Origin of the sequence: Candidatus Pantoea floridensis (assembly GCF_900215435.1) — a bacterium.
Taxonomy (GTDB): domain Bacteria; phylum Pseudomonadota; class Gammaproteobacteria; order Enterobacterales; family Enterobacteriaceae; genus Pantoea; species Pantoea floridensis.
Window position 1 is genome coordinate 4,194,915 of sequence record NZ_OCMY01000001.1, and the last position, 16,111, is coordinate 4,211,025.

Here is a 16,111-nt window from a genome sequence, read left to right on the forward strand (position 1 = left end):
GCCTTACCTGCACCGGCGCTTAAGCGGTGCGCCGTCTTCGCTTGTAGAACGGAGTCGGATATGAAGATAGTGGGTATTGATGCCGGAAACACCATGATCAAAGCGGTGCTGTTTGATCTCAGCGGTCGCGTATTGTCGGTGGCCGAGTGCGCAGGAGAAACCCAGCGCCCGCAGGAAGGTTACGCCGAACGGCCGGTGGCGGATATCTGGCACGGCGTCAGCGATGCCGTAAGCCGCTGTTTGCAACAGGCGGGCACGCCGGCGAGTGATGTGATTGCGGTGGGCGCGGCCGGCCACGGCAACGGCTTGTACGCACTGGATAAACAGCAGCAGCCGCTGTTTGGCATTCAGTCCATCGATCATCGCGCCAGTGAAACGGTGCAGGCGCTGGAGGCGAGCGGCGCGGATCGGCGCATTTACCAAATTTCACTGCAAAAACCCTGGCCTGCGGCGACGCCGGTGTTAATCAGCTGGATTAAGCAGCACCAGCCCGAACGCTGGGCGCAGGTGGGACATTTACTCTGCGCCAAGGACGTTATCGCCCATTTTCTCAGTGGCGCCATCAGCGCAGATTATTCGGATGCCGCCGGTGCCGGCCTGATTGATTATCGCCAACGGGGTTACAGCCAGGAGTTACTGGCGCTGTACGGCATTGAAGACGCCCTCACCCTGTTACCCGTGCTGCGGGAATCCTGCGAGGTGGTCGGCCATGTTACCCCACGAGCGGCTCAGCTCACCGGCTTACCTGCGGGCATTCCGGTGGTTGCCGGGATTTTTGATGTGGTGGCCAGCGCCATTGGCTCCGGCGTGGTTAACAGCGGCGAAGCCTCGATTGTCGCGGGGACCTGGAGCATCAATCAAGTGGTGGTGGATAAACCTGATTATCTGCGCCCGGTGTTTATGAACTCGATCATCGAAACCGATCGCTATATGGCGATTGAAGCCAGCGCCACCTCGGCGGCTAACCTCGACTGGTTCCTGCGCGAATTTGACGATGGCCGCGGCGGCCAGGGCGCGGCGCGCAGCAGCGACACGGTAGCCCATGTACAACCTAATGCACAGCTGCCGCTCTATCATCCTTATCTCTACTCCGGGCGCAAATCGGAACCGGCGAAAGCCGGATTTTACGGTCTTGGCGGCTGGCACACGCGTGCCGATATGCTGTTTGCGCTATTTGAAGGCGTGACCTTTGCGCATCGCGCGCATATCGATCGGTTACGCGCGGCCGGTATTCCCTTTACCCAGGCGATTTTGTCCGGCGGCGCAGCGCGCAGCTGCGTCTGGCCGCAGATGTTTGCTGATGTATTAGGCATTCCTATTCGCGTGGCCGAGTGTAAAGAGACCGGTGCGCTAGGCGCGGCATTGTGTGCCGGTGTGGGCGTTGGCGCGTGGCGTAACCTCTCCGAGGCGGTGCAGCAGGCGGTGCAGATCAATCCAGGCGAACTGCTGCCGCGTGCGGAGCGTTTTGCGTTCCATGACTCGCGTTACCGGGTGTTTAAAAAACTCGAACTGGCGATGCGCGAGATGTGGCAGGAAGCCAGTTGATTTTACTGGCTAATGGGCCCGCTGGCTGCTAATCATGGATGCCTCAACCTCATCAGGGTATCCGCATGCAAATCAATCAGCTTCCTTTTGGCATCACTACATGGGACCACATCGCGCCTGAAACGCATCCCGGCGAACAGGGTTTTGCGCTGTGGCGCACCCAGCGCTTCGGTGATATTCGCGTTCGCATGGTGGAGTATTCAGCGGGGTATCTGGCAGATCACTGGTGCAGTAAAGGACATATTTTGCTGTGCCTGCAAGGTGAAATGGTGACCGAGCTGGATGATGGACGCACCTTCACCTTAACCGCTGGCGTCAGTTACCAGGTTGCGGACAATGCGGAAGCACATCGCTCCTCAACAACGCTGGGCGCAACGTTATTTATTGTTGATTAACCGCCATTTGTTTTTACGTACGGACAAAAAATGACAACCTCTGCGTAGTGCTGTACACTTGAACTATCAAAATGTTCAAATGAACATTACACAGGAGGTTGTTATGACAACTGCATCCCCATTCAATCACGGCAATGCCGCACGCGTCTTCGATCCTAGGCTGATGCAGCATGTGCATAAATCCTTCATGGACCAAATGGGATTGCCGCGTAATCCGCTCAAAGCGCACCAGCTGATCACCGAAGGATTGGACGTTGGCATCGTTGAGCGCGCTGCTACGGTGCTCAAAGCGACACCGCTGGACGTCGCGCAAATGGTCTCAATCGATCGCAATACCTATCGTCGTCGCGAGAAAGCCGGTTCACAGCTATCCGTGGAGCAAGGCGCTCGTGTTTATCAGGTCTTCGAAATTCTGGATGCCGTGCTGCAATTATTTGGTGGTGACGTTGACGCCGCGATGCACTGGATGTATCAACCTGCGTTAGCACTGGATGATGCAGTGCCTATGGAGATGCTGAGCACGCCCGCGGGCTGTGATGCGGTGTTAACGCTGATTGGCCGTCTGGAACACGGAGTGATTGTGTAATGACGCAACGGAAGGAACCGGATGCTCCCTACCGCCTGTTTTATCGTTTAGTGAAAGAAGAGTACGCCAGCGATGCCTTTAGCGGCGCTGGCGCAGAAAAATGGGGCGGTCGCTGGAATCCGCCCGGTATTAAAACGGTTTATCTCAGCAGCTCAAAGGCGCTCGCCACGCTGGAACTGGTGGTGCATACGGGTAAAGCCATGCTGGAGAAAAGTCGCTTTGTGATCTTTACCGTGCCGGTTCCAGAAAGCGAAATTATGGCGCTGGACAGCAGCAAGCTGCCCAGCGACTGGCATAAATATCAGCAGCAGGAAGAGACGCAGGCGATTGGCGCGGCCTTTCTCAATCTGGAGAGTGAATTGCCTTTGCTGCTGACGGTGCCGAGCATTCTGACCGGTGAAGACAATGCCATTTTGCATCCCGATCATCCCGCCGCTGCCGCCCTTTTCGCCCAGGCCACTTCAGCGCCCTTCACGCTTGACCGGCGGATTAAGGAGTGATGCCGCGCGCAGGAATGGCGATCAACATATTAGCGCTGCGGTCTGGCCAATGCATATGCCGCCGTTAAATCCAGACGTTGCCAGAACGACTGCTCGGCGTTATTACCCGACAACGGATAACCGTTAGGTAATGCACTTTTCACCATCAGGCCGCGAATCTGCGCATCAGAAAGCTGCGGCAGCGCCGCCTTCAACAAGATCTCCGCGCCCTGCGGCACCTTAACCGGCGTATTTTTTACCGCGGCTTTCGGCAGGTTATAACTCATGGTGAAGCGATAGAACGGCAGCATAGCTGGCGAGCGGTACGGATCGTTTTTGCCCTCACTGCGTGCACACTCTGCAAGCGTAGTACCACACTCTTTCTCCAATGCGGCTCGCAGCTGATCGCGCGCTTCACTGAACAGCGCCTGATAACGCGCATCGTTGAGGTAATTTGCCACGTTACGCTGCGCCACCATGCGAGAACCCATCACATCCAACGGATAATGCACGCCTAACACCACACGCGAATAACCGTACCGCGCTCCTCGCGTCACCAGCGCTTCAAAACGCTCCGGTACCATTTCGGCCAACAACAAGGCGTCGGTGTAACCGGTATTGGTGTGGCCACTTGGGAAGGAGCCGCCGTCGGCGGTATAACGTACATTGTCTTTCACTACCACATCGTCTGGCACCAGATGGATGCTGTTGCCCTCATGTAGAAAAGGCCGTGGGTAATTAAAATGTTTCTTCGCCGCGCTGGTGCTGACTTCGCTAGCTTTAATCAGGGCTGCCGCTTTGCCGATTTCACCTTTGTCGTAAGCCGTGAGGAACGCTTTGCCAAGGCGCGGACCGAGCGCATCGGAGAGGAAATAGAGATAGCTAATCGCTTCCGCATCGGCCAGAGCCTGATGACGGACGTTTTGCGTGGCGTTCAGGTTGATGCTGCTGACGGTGGCGCGGCTGGCATCCAGTACGCTGCTGGGCAGTGCGCTAAAGCCGGAAAGCAACGCTATGCCCGCCTGCTGATTCTCTTTGCTTTTGAAGTCGTAACCGTTGTTTTTTAGCCACTGCGTGTCGGCCTGTTTCGCTGTCTGCCTGGCCTTTTCCAGCTGTTCACGCGTTAAGGCACTGGCGTTGCCTTGCAGCGCCTGCCGTTCAGCCTGCAGTGATTGCTGTTCAAGTTGGGAGTAGCCGGGCGTGGAACCGGTAGACGTTAGATCGGCTAGCGCAGCAGCGTCGGGCAGTGAAACCGCATACGCCTGCTGTGCCAGCAGTAGAACCGTTGCAATCAGTGTGAAGCGGGTTTTCATTATTTTCCCCTGTTATCAAAATATTACCTTGCCGGGGAAACACGCTAGCACCCTGTTGTGACAGATTTATTTCACTTAACGACACTGACTGGAACAGTTTTGTACGCAAATTTGTGCCAGCGAGCCGCAGCCGCCTCCGTTGTCGTTCTTGCACTGCGATTGCTGCACGTAGCAGTTTTGCTGACACGCCGACACATCGCACTTCGCGGCAATTGGCGTTAGCTGCACTACCGGCGCTTTTCTCTCCGGCTGCCATTGCGGTTGCGCCAGCACGCTAGCGCTGAATAGCAGCGTAAAAGCCATTATCCACTTCATGAGTAAGTCCTCGCAGAAAGGTTCTATCAGTATGGCTGTTCCCTGGCCAATTACCATGCTGAAACCTTTGATTCACAAAAATGCGCAGCTTGCCCTGATAAGGTGCACCAGGCCGTTCCCTTACCGTGCAGCACGCCGAGATAAACACTGAATTATCATTTATAAATCAAAATGATATCGATAATTTTCTCCATAAACATAACTGGTACAAAAGTTGCAATCTCTAAGGCATAGCAAAGGAGATAAATATGAAAGCGATTGTCATTGGTGCGGGCATTGGTGGGATGAGTGCCGCTATTGCGCTGGAGAAAGCGGGTTTTGATACAACGGTGTTTGAAGCAGTGAAAGAGATGAAGCCGGTGGGTGCGGCAATCTCTATCTGGCCAAACGGCGTTAAATGCCTCAATGCATTAGGCATGAAAGCGTCGCTGCGCGTACTGGGCGGCAACATGGCGTATATGGCTTACAACGATGCGCACAGCGGCCATACGCTCACCCGCTTCAGCATGACGCCGCTGGTGCAACAGGTTGGTGAATATCCTTACCCGGTGGCACGCGCCGAATTACAGGCAATGCTAATCGACACCTACGGTCGTTCGCGTATCAGCTTCGGCAAGCGCGTGACCCAGGTTGAGCAAACCGAGCAAGGCGTCACCGCCTGGTTTGATGATGGCAGCCAGGCCGAGGGCGATTTCCTGATTGCCGCTGACGGTGCGCATTCAGTGATCCGTCACTATGTGTTGGGCGAGAGCGTGGAGCGGCGTTATGCCGGCTACGTTAACTGGAACGGTCTGGTGACCATTGATGAAACCATCGCGCCTGCCGATCAGTGGACCACTTTTGTTGGGGAAGGCAAACGCGTGTCGCTGATGCCGGTTAGCGGCAATCGCTTCTACTTTTTCTTCGATGTCCCCCTGCCGAAAGGCTTACCGGAAGATCGTTCCACGCTGAAAAACGATCTTAAAGGCTACTTCAGCGGCTGGGCCGATCCGGTGCAACGCTTGATTGAAAGCCTCAATCCACAAACCACTAATCGGGTAGAAATTCACGATATCGAACCCTTCAGCCGTTTCGTCAAAGGTCGCGTGGCCTTGCTGGGCGATGCAGCGCACAGCACCACGCCGGATATCGGGCAAGGTGGCTGCGCGGCAATGGAAGATGCGGTGGTGCTGGCGCAGACGCTGGCAGCGCATTCGCTGGGGATTGAGGATGCGCTGCTACGCTACGAAGCACGGCGCGTGGATCGCACCAAAGATCTGGTCCTTAAGGCGCGCAAGCGCTGCGATGTGACGCATGCGAAAGATGCTGAAGTGACCGCGGCGTGGTACGCGGATTTGAAAAACGAAACCGGCGAGCGCGTGCTGGCCGGAATGATCGAAACCATTGAAGGCGGGCCGTTCGGGTGAACCGGGTCGCCATGAATGGCGACCCTACAAACAATCGTTACGCGTCCTCCAGACCACGGTTTTTCAGCATCGGGCCGATCTCCGGCTCTCTGCCGCGCCAGGCCAGCCACAGATGCTGCAGGTCGGTGCTATTGCCGCGCGACAGAATATGGTCGCGGAACTGCTGGCCGTTTTCGCGTGTTAATCCACCTCGTTCAACAAAGGCCTGATAGCCATCATCGGCCAGCATCTGCGTCCAGATATAGGCGTAATAACCGGCCGCATAACCGCCGCCCCAAATGTGACGGAAATAGCTGGAACGATAACGCGGCGGAACCGCCGCCAGCGCGATGTTTTCCGCCGCCAGCGCTTGTAGTTCAAAGTGACTCACGTCCTGCGGATTATCTTGGGTCGTGAGCGAATGCCACTGCAAATCCAGAAGCGCCGCGGCCAGCAGCTCGGTCATGTCATAGCCTTTGTTGAACTTCGCGGCACGCACCATCTTGTCACGCAATTCGCCAGGCATCGCCTCGCCGCTTTGGTAGTGACGCGCATAGTTAGCAAACACCGCTTCGTTGCTGGCCCAATGCTCGTTGATCTGCGACGGGAACTCGACAAAATCGCGCGGCGTGGCGGTGCCGGACAGGCTCGGATAACGCTGGTTCGCAAATAAACCGTGCAGCGCGTGACCAAATTCATGGAACAGCGTAATCACTTCGTCCCAGCTCAGCAGCGCCGGCTGGCCAGCCTGCGGCTTGGTGTAGTTGCAGACGTTGTAGATCACCGGCTTGCTGCCGAGCAGCGTGCTTTGGTCGACAAAATTGCTCATCCACGCGCCGCCGCTCTTGTTATCGCGCTTGAAGAAATCGGTGTAGAACAGCGCTAGCGGTGTATCGTCGGCATCGAAAATCTCATACACGTTGACGTCGGGATGATAAACCGGCAGATCGTGACGCTGGCTAAAACGGATACCAAACAGCTGGCTGGCGGACCAAAACACGCCCTTCTCCAGCACGTTGTTCAGCTCGAAATAAGGGCGGATTTGGCTCTCATCCAGCGCGTATTTATCTTTGCGTACCTGCTCGGCATAGAAATTCCAGTCCCAGACGCGCAGCGGGAAACGGTGATGCGCTTGCTCAATGGCGCGCTGGATATCAGCGGCTTCGCGTTCTGCGCGTGCGCGCGCGGCAGGCACAATGTTACGCATAAAGGCAAACGCGGCATCTGGCGTTTTTGCCATCTGATCCTGCATGCTCCATTCGGCATAGGTTTTGAATCCGAGCAAGCTCGCCTGCTGAGCGCGTAGCTGCGCCATGCGCAACACGATGGCGCGCGTGTCGTTATCATCGCCCTGCTCGCTGCGCGTTAGTGCCTGCTGGAACAACGCTTCACGCGTGGCGCGTACCTCCAGCGATTGTAAGGCCGGTTGCTGGGTGGTGTTTTGCAGGGCGATCAGCCATTCACCGTGTAAACCGCGCGCTTCGGCGGCGGCTTTGGCGTGCGCCAGATCGTCTTCACTTAATCCTGCCAACGCCCGCACATCGCTTACCACATAGGCGCCCGCTTTGGTGGCGGCTAAGAGCTTGTTGCCAAAGCGCGTGCTGAGGCTCGCCAGTTCCTGATTGCAGGCACGCAGTTGGGTTTTATCGGCTTCGCTCAGGCTAGCGCCCGCCAGCTGGAAATGCTGCCAGGTGACTTCCACCAGACGCATCGCTTCGGCATCCGGACACTGCGAACCGCGCTGTTGATACACGCTATCGAGGCGGGCGAACAGCTGGCTGTTAAGGCAGATTTCATCGTTCAGCGCGGTGAGCTGCGGCGTAATCTGTTCGTCGATTTCCTGCAGGCGATCGCTGGTATTGGCAGAGGTCATCGCGCCAAACACCAGATTGACGCGTTTTAACAGCTGACCGCTGCGCTCCAGCGCCTCATAGGTGTTGGCAAAGTCTGGCGCATCCGGATTGTTGGCGATTGCCGCCACTTCGCGGCGTTTTTCTGCAATGCCCGCTTCTAGCGCAGGCAGAAAATCGTCTTCCTGAATCTGATCAAAGGGTGGCGTTTGATACGGCAAACGGCTGGCGGTGAAAAACGGATTGGCTCGTGAAGTCATTATCGCTCCTGATAATCAGCAACGCCGCACGGCGGCGGCGGGATGTTTCTATCCTGGCAGTTTCCACCTCTCTCAACAACTTATCGCCTGCTGCTGATAAACGCTGATGATTTCGCCCGCCACCGCCACCGCAATTTCAGCTGGCAACTTACCCTTCACATCCGCTAAACCAATCGGGCAGCGCAGGCGTGCAACGGATTCGGCAGCAATGCCTTTGCCCTCCAGCCGATAGCGAAAGCGCTGGGCTTTCGTCGCCGAGCCAATCACCCCGGCATAGCGGAAATCGCCGCGGCGCAGAATCGCCTCGCTGAGCGCCAGATCCAGCGGATGATCGTGGGTCATTACCACAAAGTAACTGTCAGGTGCGGCTTCCTGCACACAGTCGATTGGATCGTCGACCTGGCGCACCGTGACGCCAGCCGGTACCGTGCGAAACTGTGCGGCGCGGCTATCAATCCAGGTGATATGGCACGGCAAGGTGGCCAGTAAATTCACCAACGCCTGGCCAACATGACCGGCACCAAACAGGTGAATTTCCGGCTGATGCTGCATCAGCGGCTCAAACAGCAACGTGGCGTGACCGCCGCAGCACTGGCCGAGACGTGCGGCCAGCGCGAACTCTTCACTGCGCGGTTGCGTGCACCGCTGCTGCAGCATGGCACGCGCTTGCGCAATGCACTGGTACTCAAGATGACCACCGCCAATTGTCAGAAACGTATCGCTGGCGCTTACCACCATCTTACTGCCGCGATCGCGCGGTACCGAGCCACGCTCGCTGAGCACGGTGATGAGCACGCAGCTTTCGCGCTTTTCGCGCAGGCTGTGCAGCACGCTGATCCAGTCATGATAAATCATGCTCTGCTCCTGATAAGCGCTGAATCCCCCAGAACACCCGCTCTGGCGTGGCCGGTGCATCCAGCTGCGGATGGCGGCGATAGTTGTCGACGCTGGCGACGGCATCCTGCAATGCACACCACACGGCAATGCCTAACATAAAGGGCGGCTCGCCAACGGCTTTCGAATGGAACACCGTGTCCTGCGGATTTTTGCGATTCTCCACCAGCGTGACGCGCAGATCGCTCGGCACATCGCTGATCGCCGGGATTTTGTAGCTGGCCGGACCGTCGGTGAGCAGTTTGCCCTTATCATTCCATACCAGCTCTTCGCAGGTGAGCCAGCCCATGCCCTGCACGAAACCGCCCTCCACTTGCCCGATATCGATAGCGGGATTCAGTGAGGCGCCCACATCATGCAGAATATCGGCGCGCAGCAGGCGGTATTCACCGGTCAGGGTATCGACCAACACTTCGCAGCAGGCGGCGCCGTAAGAGAAGTAATAGAACGGTTTGCCGCGGCCGGCGGCACGATCGTAATGGATACCCGGCACTTTATAGAAGCCGGTGGCAGAGAGCGGCACCTGGTTAAGCCAGGCAAGCTGTGCCACCTGCGCAAAAGTAAAGTGCTTCTCACCAACGCGCACAATGCCGTTACTAAAGCTCACCGCGTCAGCAGCACATTGATGCTGCTGACACAGCATCTCGGTCATGCGATCGCGCAGGATTTGCGCGGCATTCTGCGCCGCTTTGCCGTTGAGATCGGCGCCGCTTGAGGCGGCAGTTGGCGAGGTATTCGGCACTTTACCGGTATCGGTGGCGGTGACCTGAATCTGGCTGATATCGATTTGCAGCACTTCCGCCACAATCTGCGCCACTTTGGTGTTTAACCCCTGACCCATTTCGGTGCCACCATGATTGAGCTGCACCGTGCCATCGGTGTATATCAAAATCAGCGCGCCAGCCTGATTAAGGAAGCTGGAGGTAAAGGAGATGCCAAATTTCACTGGCGTCAGCGCCAGCCCACGTTTCATCAAACGATTACTGGCGTTAAAGGCGCTTATTTCACGGCGACGTGCCGCATATTCGCTGCTGGTTTCGAGTTGGGCGGTCATCTCATCCAGCAGATTGTCTTCCACCTGCTGGTGATAATGGGTGATGTTGCGATCGGTTTTGCCATAATAGTTGCGTTTGCGCAGCTCAAGCGGGTCCAGTCCCATTTCCCGCGCGATGTGATCCATGATCTGCTCAATCGCCACCATGCCCTGCGGGCCGCCGAAGCCGCGATAAGCAGTGTTAGACGCGGTGTGAGTGCGGCAGCGATAGCCGGTGATCAGCGCATCGCCCAGGTAATAGGCGTTATCGGCGTGAAACATCGCGCGATCGACAATCGATCCGCTGAGATCGAGCGAATAGCCGCAGTTGCCGGCCAAATCAATTTTCACGCCGCAGAAGCGCCCATCGTCATCAACGCCGACGTCGTAACGTACAAAAAACGGGTGGCGTTTGCCGGTGATTTGCATATCGTCGCGCCGCGCCAGACGCATCTTCACCGGTTTACGCAATTGCCGTGCGGCGATAGCACATAAACAGGCCACGCCCGCCGCCTGCGTCTCTTTGCCACCAAAGCCACCGCCCATGCGGCGCATATCGATGGTGACTTTGTTCATGGTGATGCCCATCACTTCCGCCACCAGTTTTTGCACTTCGGTGGGGTTTTGCGTGGAGGAGAACACCTGCAGGCTGTCGTCTTCGCCAGGAATCACCAGCGCCGTCTGGGTTTCCAGATAGAAGTGCTCCTGGCCGCCGATATGAAACTCGCCCTTGATTCGCCGAGGCGCGCGCGCCAGCGCGGCTTCCGCATCACCGCGCTGATGAACATGTGGCTGCTGCACAAAGAAGCGCTGTTCCAGTGCTTCACGCACGTCGAGTACCGCCGGAAGTGCTTCATATTCAATGACCGCTGCCGCAGCGCCGGCACGCGCCGCTTCCGGTGAGTCGGCCGCGACGGCAATCACAATTTGGCCGAAGTATTCGATGTTGTCCTGCGCCAGCAGCGGATCGCCCGGCTCCAGCGGCCCAACATCGTTGAGACCCGGCACATCGCGCCAGGTCAATACGCTGACCACGCCCGGCACCGCGTAACAGGGTTGCACATCCAGCTTGAGGATGCGCGCGTGCGCGTGCTCGCTGAGGCGCGGACAGAGATGCAGTAATCCCGGTAAATCCGGCTTATCGTCAATATACAGCGCTTCACCGGAGACGTGCTTGTCGGCACTTTCATGTTTGTTGCTGCGTCCCACGCCACTTTGCATGCCGGTGGCGAACTGCGTTTTCAGCAGGGTTTCATTCAGTTCCGGGCGGTTATGAGACATAGCGCGACACCTCGGTAATGGTCAGCTCGCCAGACGCTTGCGCGTAATAGCGGCGCAGCAGATTGCGTGCCACCTGCAGGCGATAATCAGCGCTAGCGCGGAAGTCGCTCAGCGGCTGGAAATCAACGCTCAGCGCGGTACAGGCTTTTTCGATGCTGGTGAGATTCAACGGCTGGCCAAGCAGCGCTGTTTCCGCTGCCAGCGCGCGTTTCGGTGTTGCCGCCATGCCGCCAAAGGCGATACGCGCTTCCACAATCACATCATTACTGATGTGCAGATTGATGGCGGCGAACACGGCGGAAATATCATCGTCCAGTCGTTTCGCCACTTTCCATGCGGCAAAGTTGGGTGACACCGTCACTTTGGCAATAGTAATACTGTGAATGAACTCACCCGGCTGCATTACCGTTTGGCGATATGCGGTAAAGAAATGATCGAGCGGAACTTTTCTCTGCCGTTCGCCCTGCTGCAAAACCAGCTGCGCGTTCAACGCCAGCAGCATTGGCGCACAATCGCCAATCGGTGATGCATTGCCAATGTTGCCGCCCAGCGTGCCCTGATTGCGGATTTGCAGCGAGGCAAAACGCTCCAGCATGCGGCTAAACGCCGGGATGTGCTGCGCCAGAAACTGGTAGCACTGCTGCAAGGACGCGGCGGCACCGAGATAAATATGGTCATGATCCTCGTGGCAAACCTTCAGCTCGTTAACCTGCTCAAGCGCAATTAACAGCGGCAGGCGTTGATATTGCTGGGTGATCTGCAGTGTCAGATCGGTGCCGCCCGCCACTAAACGTGCCTCGGGATGCTGCTGATAAAGATCGGCGAGCTGCGCCACGGTTTTCGGCAGATAACAGCGGCTGCCATCGGCTTCAATAATCTGCACGTCATCGTTGCTGAGCGCCTGTAAACGCTGCACCAGCGAGGCGGCGTTGGCGGTGAACGCATCCGCATGTGCGTGTTCACATGCCTGCTGCGCGGCCTCCATGATCGGACGATAACCGGTGCAGCGGCAGAGATTGCCCGCTAATGCCTGTTCCGCCTGATGACGATTCCAGCCGCCACTGTTTTTTTGCAGGGTGAACAGCGACATCACAAAGCCCGGCGTGCAGTAACCGCACTGCGATCCGTGGCAATCCACCATCGCTTGCTGCACGCTGTGCAGTTCGCTGCCCTGTTTAAGATCTTCCACGGTGATCAGTTGCTTACCCTGCAGGCTGCTGACCAGTGTCAGGCAGCTGTTGACCGCCTGATAGTGCATCTGGCCATCGACGACCTTACCGAGCGTGACGGTGCAGGCACCGCAATCCCCTGAGGCGCAGCCCTCTTTGGTGCCGCGTCGCTGCTGCTGGCCGCGCAAGTAGTTGAGCACGGTGAGGTTGGGATCCAGCGAGTGTTCGGTCACTAGACGATTGTTGAGTAAAAACTGAATCATGCGATTTGCTCCTCACTTTCACGCTGCCATACCGGTTTGCCGCTCACCCAGGTCTGCGCGATGTTGCGGTCATCGCCCAGCGTCATCAGCACAAACAGGCGCTCCCAGATATCTTTGCTATTGGCATGGCGCAGCTTCTGCAGCGCCGAAACCGCCGGGTCGAGCACCACGAAATCGGCCTCTTTACCGGGATTAAAGTTGCCGATGACGTCATCGAGATCGAGCGCGTGCGCGCCGCCCAGGGTGGCATGATAGAACGCTTCGCAGGCGCTCAGTTTGTACTGCTGTAACTGACCGACTTTGTAGGCTTCGCCGAGCGTTTGCAGCAGGTTAAAGGTGGTGCCAGCGCCGACATCGGTGCCGATGCCCATGCGCACGCCCTGCTGCCAGCAGCGTTTGATATTGAACAGGCCGCTGCCGAGAAACAGGTTTGAGGTCGGGCAGAACGCAATCGATGAATCGGTGTCGTGCAGGCATTGCCACTCTTTATCTTCCAGATGCAAACAGTGGGCGAACACGCTGCGTTTGCCGGTGAGGTGGTGATGATGGTAGACGTCGAGATATCCGTCACGCTCCGGGAACAGCGCTTTTACCCAGGCGATTTCCTGCTGGTTTTCACTCAGGTGCGTGTGCATCCACACGTCTGGATACGCTTCGCGCAGCTGACGCACTTTGTCCAGCAGTTCCGGTGAGGATGTCGGCGCGAAGCGCGGCGTGAGCGCGTAGCTCAGGCGACCACGTTGATGCCAGCGTTCAATCAGTTCTCGCGTGTGCTGGTAGCTCTGTTCGGGCGTTTCAGTCAGGTATTCCGGCGCATTGCGATCCATCATCACTTTGCCGGCAATCAGCCGCATATCCAATTGATGCGCCGCGCTAAATAGTGCATCCACCGACTGTTTGTGCACGGTGCCAAACACCAGCGCGGTGGTGGTGCCGTTTGATAACAGCTGTTGCAGGAAGAACGCCGACATTTTTGCTGAGTGATCGGGACAGTGATATTGGCTTTCCGCCGGGAAGGTGTAGTGATTCAGCCATTCGAGTAACTGCTCGCCGAAGGCACCAATCATCTCAGTTTGCGGGTAATGAATATGGGTATCGATAAAGCCCGGCACAATCAGTTTGCCGCGCAGATCGGTAACCTCTGCTGGATTGACGCGCCCTTCCGCGATCTGCCAGCTTTCGAGGCTGACCACTTTGCCGTCGCGCAGCGTTAATAAGCCATCTTCGAGATAGCGTGCGTTGGCGGCGATGTCGTCCGGCTGCGCGGCCAGAGCGGTGATATCAAAGAAGCTGGCGCGCAGCAGCGTTTCGGATGCGTAAGGCATAACGGTTCCTTGGTGCTTTTTAATGTGCAGGTAATGGCTTAAAGATAGTTTGCAAAGCGCATGCCAACGCAAAGAACAAAAAATACTGTTTAAATTCAATATAATAAGTTGATTAGACTGGTTTTTGTGTCAAGCTGATACTGCAATCGTATGCGCAACCGATTGCTTATGGTGGCAAACGGTTGCTATCTACCATTGCGCTGAGTTTTGCTTCATTGAGCGCGTACAAAGCTCGATGACATGCGTCTTTGTGGTGCGCGATTGCACTCTCAACGTGCAGGCAAAATCCTGCAACAGCTTGCTTTTGGTTTTCATGAGCATGGGTTCAAGGTTAATGCTAAGGTGTGGCTGATAACCTGAAATCGTTTAAGGAACAGTGAGATGATTATTTTTGTTACTGGCGCAACTGCTGGTTTTGGTCAAAGTATCACCCGCCGCTTCATTGCTACAGGTCACAAGGTGATCGCCAGCGGACGTCGCGCTGAGCGCTTAAAAGAGTTGAAAGAGGAGCTGGGCGACAATCTGTATACCGTGCAGCTGGACGTGCGCAATCGTGCCGCCATCGACGAAGTGATTGCTGCCCTGCCCGCCGAATGGCGCGATATTGATGTGCTGGTGAACAATGCCGGCCTGGCGCTGGGCGTTGAACCGGCGCATAAAGCCAATATTGAAGACTGGGAAAATATGATCGACACCAACAACAAAGGCTTGGTGTATATGACGCGCGCGGTGCTGCCAGCGATGGTTGAGCGCAACGTGGGGCATATTGTGAATATCGGTTCGATTGCCGGCAGCTGGCCCTATTTAGGCGGTAACGTTTATGGCGCGACCAAAGCGTTCGTGCGTCAGTTCAGCCTGAATCTGCGTACCGATCTGCACGGCACCGCGCTGCGCGTAACCGATATTGAGCCAGGTTTGGTTGGCGGCACCGAGTTTTCTAACGTGCGCTTTAAAGGCGATGATGGTAAAGCGGAACAGGTATATGAAGGCACCACCGCACTGACGGCAGAAGATGTCACCGAAGCGGTCTATTGGGTGACCACGCTGCCAAAACACGTCAACATTAATACGCTGGAGATTATGCCCGTAACGCAAACCACCGCAGGTTTGAAGGTGCATAAAGGTTAATGTGATTTCGTTGGGTGCGCATTCATGCGCACCAGGTCGCCATAAATGGCGACCCTACCAAATTAAGCGCGTCCCCAACCGGCCACAATAATCAGCATACCGCTAAACGCCACCAGCGCGCCGACCCAATCCCAGGTACTCAGTTTCACGCCATCTACCACACGCAGCCAGATTAGCGCGGTCAACACATACACGCCGCCATAGGCCGCATAGACGCGTCCGCTTGCCGCTGGATGCAGCGTCAATAACCAAACGAACAGCGCCAGACTCGCCGCCGCTGGCAGCAATAGCCAGGCCGTCATGCCCTTCTTTAACCAGAGCCACGGCAGGAAGCACCCGACAATTTCCGCAATCGCTGTAATGAAAAACAGCAACGTGGTTTTCACCAGCATGGAAAATCTCTCTCTAACCTAAACAAATAGCTCACCGCTGGTGAGCAAAGAAGCAGCGATGATATACTAGCGTCCATGGTTGTTACAGCCATGATCCCGGCTGTGCTGGTGTTAAACTGAAGGAAATGAAGATGAAAAAACTGTATTCCACCCTGCTGGTAACCGTGCTGACCTCCAGCGCATTACTGGCCGCGCCGCTGGCTTCTGCAAATACCGATCGCCTGATTATTGAAAATGGCAACAGTGCGTCCAGCAATGAAGCAGCGCGTCAAAGCAAAGAGCAGTGGAACGACACAAAAAATCTGCGTAACAAGGTCAATACCCGCGTTGAGAAAGAGTTCGACAAAGCGGATAAAGCCTTTGATACGCGTGATTCGTGCGAGAAAAGTTACAACGTTAACGCCTATTGGGAACCTAACACGCTGCGTTGCCTTGATCGTCGTACCGGACGCCCCGTTGCGCCCTAATGCGTTATCGCTGCTATAGTTTGCAAAGGAA

General features: G+C 56.4%; 15 protein-coding genes. 7 read left to right on the plus strand and 8 right to left on the minus strand.

Annotated elements, in window-relative coordinates:
* The first annotated feature begins 60 nt into the window (after positions 1–60).
* The 4 genes from CRO19_RS19615 (at position 61) to CRO19_RS19630 (ending at position 3,026) form a co-directional block, all read left to right on the plus strand.
* Positions 61–1,545, plus strand: a complete 1,485-nt coding sequence (locus CRO19_RS19615) for an FGGY-family carbohydrate kinase (protein ID WP_097097350.1) — start codon at positions 61–63, stop codon at positions 1,543–1,545.
* Between the two features lie 65 nt (positions 1,546–1,610).
* Positions 1,611–1,940 carry a DHCW motif cupin fold protein gene (locus CRO19_RS19620; RefSeq protein ID WP_097097351.1) on the plus strand — a complete coding sequence of 110 codons (330 nt, stop codon included), beginning with the start codon at positions 1,611–1,613 and terminating at the stop codon, positions 1,938–1,940.
* A gap of 103 nt (positions 1,941–2,043) precedes the next feature.
* A complete protein-coding gene (locus CRO19_RS19625; RefSeq protein ID WP_097097352.1) occupies positions 2,044–2,526 on the plus strand; it encodes an Xre family toxin-antitoxin system antitoxin in 483 nt (160 codons plus the stop codon).
* Positions 2,526–3,026 (plus strand): RES family NAD+ phosphorylase, encoded by a 501-nt coding sequence (locus CRO19_RS19630; protein WP_097097353.1) that lies wholly within the window; start codon positions 2,526–2,528, stop codon positions 3,024–3,026. Before CRO19_RS19625 ends, CRO19_RS19630 begins: the two co-directional genes overlap by 1 nt.
* 29 nt (positions 3,027–3,055) lie before the next feature.
* On the opposite strand, the gene CRO19_RS19635 is transcribed toward CRO19_RS19630, so the two are convergent.
* Both CRO19_RS19635 and CRO19_RS19640 read right to left on the minus strand, forming a co-directional pair.
* Positions 3,056–4,318 carry an acid phosphatase gene (locus CRO19_RS19635; RefSeq protein WP_097097354.1) on the minus strand — a complete coding sequence of 421 codons (1,263 nt, stop codon included), beginning with the start codon at positions 4,316–4,318 and terminating at the stop codon, positions 3,056–3,058.
* 75 nt (positions 4,319–4,393) lie between these two features.
* Entirely contained in the window at positions 4,394–4,633 is a 240-nt protein-coding gene (locus CRO19_RS19640; RefSeq protein ID WP_097097355.1) for a hypothetical protein, read from the minus strand.
* A gap of 248 nt (positions 4,634–4,881) precedes the next feature.
* Between CRO19_RS19640 and hpxO the strand changes: the two genes are divergently transcribed.
* Positions 4,882–6,039 carry an FAD-dependent urate hydroxylase HpxO gene (gene hpxO, locus CRO19_RS19645; RefSeq protein WP_097097356.1) on the plus strand — a complete coding sequence of 386 codons (1,158 nt, stop codon included), beginning with the start codon at positions 4,882–4,884 and terminating at the stop codon, positions 6,037–6,039.
* Positions 6,040–6,076: 37 nt separating this feature from the next.
* Here hpxO and dcp read toward each other — a convergent pair whose 3' ends face one another.
* From dcp to guaD, 5 genes are all read right to left on the minus strand, one after another.
* On the minus strand, positions 6,077–8,128 hold the full coding sequence (gene dcp, locus CRO19_RS19650) for a peptidyl-dipeptidase Dcp (protein WP_097097357.1): 2,052 nt from the start codon (positions 8,126–8,128) through the stop codon (positions 6,077–6,079).
* A gap of 72 nt (positions 8,129–8,200) precedes the next feature.
* A complete protein-coding gene (xdhC, locus tag CRO19_RS19655; protein WP_097097358.1) occupies positions 8,201–8,983 on the minus strand; it encodes a xanthine dehydrogenase accessory protein XdhC in 783 nt (260 codons plus the stop codon).
* Positions 8,970–11,336: a xanthine dehydrogenase molybdopterin binding subunit gene (gene xdhB, locus CRO19_RS19660; RefSeq protein ID WP_097097359.1), complete on the minus strand. Its 2,367-nt coding sequence runs from the start codon at positions 11,334–11,336 to the stop codon at positions 8,970–8,972. Before xdhB ends, xdhC begins: the two co-directional genes overlap by 14 nt.
* On the minus strand, positions 11,326–12,768 hold the full coding sequence (gene xdhA / locus CRO19_RS19665; protein ID WP_097097360.1) for a xanthine dehydrogenase small subunit: 1,443 nt from the start codon (positions 12,766–12,768) through the stop codon (positions 11,326–11,328). Before xdhA ends, xdhB begins: the two co-directional genes overlap by 11 nt.
* Positions 12,765–14,093: a guanine deaminase gene (guaD, locus tag CRO19_RS19670; RefSeq protein WP_097097361.1), complete on the minus strand. Its 1,329-nt coding sequence runs from the start codon at positions 14,091–14,093 to the stop codon at positions 12,765–12,767. Before guaD ends, xdhA begins: the two co-directional genes overlap by 4 nt.
* A gap of 381 nt (positions 14,094–14,474) precedes the next feature.
* Here guaD and ydfG point away from each other — a divergent pair, with 381 nt between their 5' ends.
* A complete protein-coding gene (ydfG, locus tag CRO19_RS19675; protein ID WP_049852249.1) occupies positions 14,475–15,221 on the plus strand; it encodes a bifunctional NADP-dependent 3-hydroxy acid dehydrogenase/3-hydroxypropionate dehydrogenase YdfG in 747 nt (248 codons plus the stop codon).
* A gap of 62 nt (positions 15,222–15,283) precedes the next feature.
* Here the strand turns inward: ydfG and CRO19_RS19680 are convergent, their stop codons facing one another.
* The gene (locus tag CRO19_RS19680) at positions 15,284–15,613 is read right to left on the minus strand and encodes a YnfA family protein (protein ID WP_176519176.1); all 330 of its coding nucleotides are present in this window, start codon (positions 15,611–15,613) and stop codon (positions 15,284–15,286) included.
* A 131-nt stretch (positions 15,614–15,744) separates the two neighbouring features.
* Here CRO19_RS19680 and CRO19_RS19685 point away from each other — a divergent pair, with 131 nt between their 5' ends.
* A complete protein-coding gene (locus CRO19_RS19685; RefSeq protein WP_097097362.1) occupies positions 15,745–16,080 on the plus strand; it encodes a DUF1283 family protein in 336 nt (111 codons plus the stop codon).
* Positions 16,081–16,111 lie beyond the last annotated feature (31 nt).

Coding starts and splice junctions, on each gene's coding strand:
- CRO19_RS19620 (WP_097097351.1), top strand. CDS start 1,611: ATGCAAATCAATCAGCTTCCTTTTGGCATCACTACATGGGACCACATC.
- CRO19_RS19615 (WP_097097350.1), top strand. CDS start 61: ATGAAGATAGTGGGTATTGATGCCGGAAACACCATGATCAAAGCGGTG.
- CRO19_RS19640 (WP_097097355.1), bottom strand. CDS start 4,633: ATGAAGTGGATAATGGCTTTTACGCTGCTATTCAGCGCTAGCGTGCTG.
- guaD (WP_097097361.1), bottom strand. CDS start 14,093: ATGCCTTACGCATCCGAAACGCTGCTGCGCGCCAGCTTCTTTGATATC.
- xdhB (WP_097097359.1), bottom strand. CDS start 11,336: ATGTCTCATAACCGCCCGGAACTGAATGAAACCCTGCTGAAAACGCAG.
- CRO19_RS19680 (WP_176519176.1), bottom strand. CDS start 15,613: ATGCTGGTGAAAACCACGTTGCTGTTTTTCATTACAGCGATTGCGGAA.
- dcp (WP_097097357.1), bottom strand. CDS start 8,128: ATGACTTCACGAGCCAATCCGTTTTTCACCGCCAGCCGTTTGCCGTAT.
- CRO19_RS19635 (WP_097097354.1), bottom strand. CDS start 4,318: ATGAAAACCCGCTTCACACTGATTGCAACGGTTCTACTGCTGGCACAG.
- xdhA (WP_097097360.1), bottom strand. CDS start 12,768: ATGATTCAGTTTTTACTCAACAATCGTCTAGTGACCGAACACTCGCTG.
- ydfG (WP_049852249.1), top strand. CDS start 14,475: ATGATTATTTTTGTTACTGGCGCAACTGCTGGTTTTGGTCAAAGTATC.
- CRO19_RS19625 (WP_097097352.1), top strand. CDS start 2,044: ATGACAACTGCATCCCCATTCAATCACGGCAATGCCGCACGCGTCTTC.
- xdhC (WP_097097358.1), bottom strand. CDS start 8,983: ATGATTTATCATGACTGGATCAGCGTGCTGCACAGCCTGCGCGAAAAG.
- CRO19_RS19630 (WP_097097353.1), top strand. CDS start 2,526: ATGACGCAACGGAAGGAACCGGATGCTCCCTACCGCCTGTTTTATCGT.
- CRO19_RS19685 (WP_097097362.1), top strand. CDS start 15,745: ATGAAAAAACTGTATTCCACCCTGCTGGTAACCGTGCTGACCTCCAGC.
- hpxO (WP_097097356.1), top strand. CDS start 4,882: ATGAAAGCGATTGTCATTGGTGCGGGCATTGGTGGGATGAGTGCCGCT.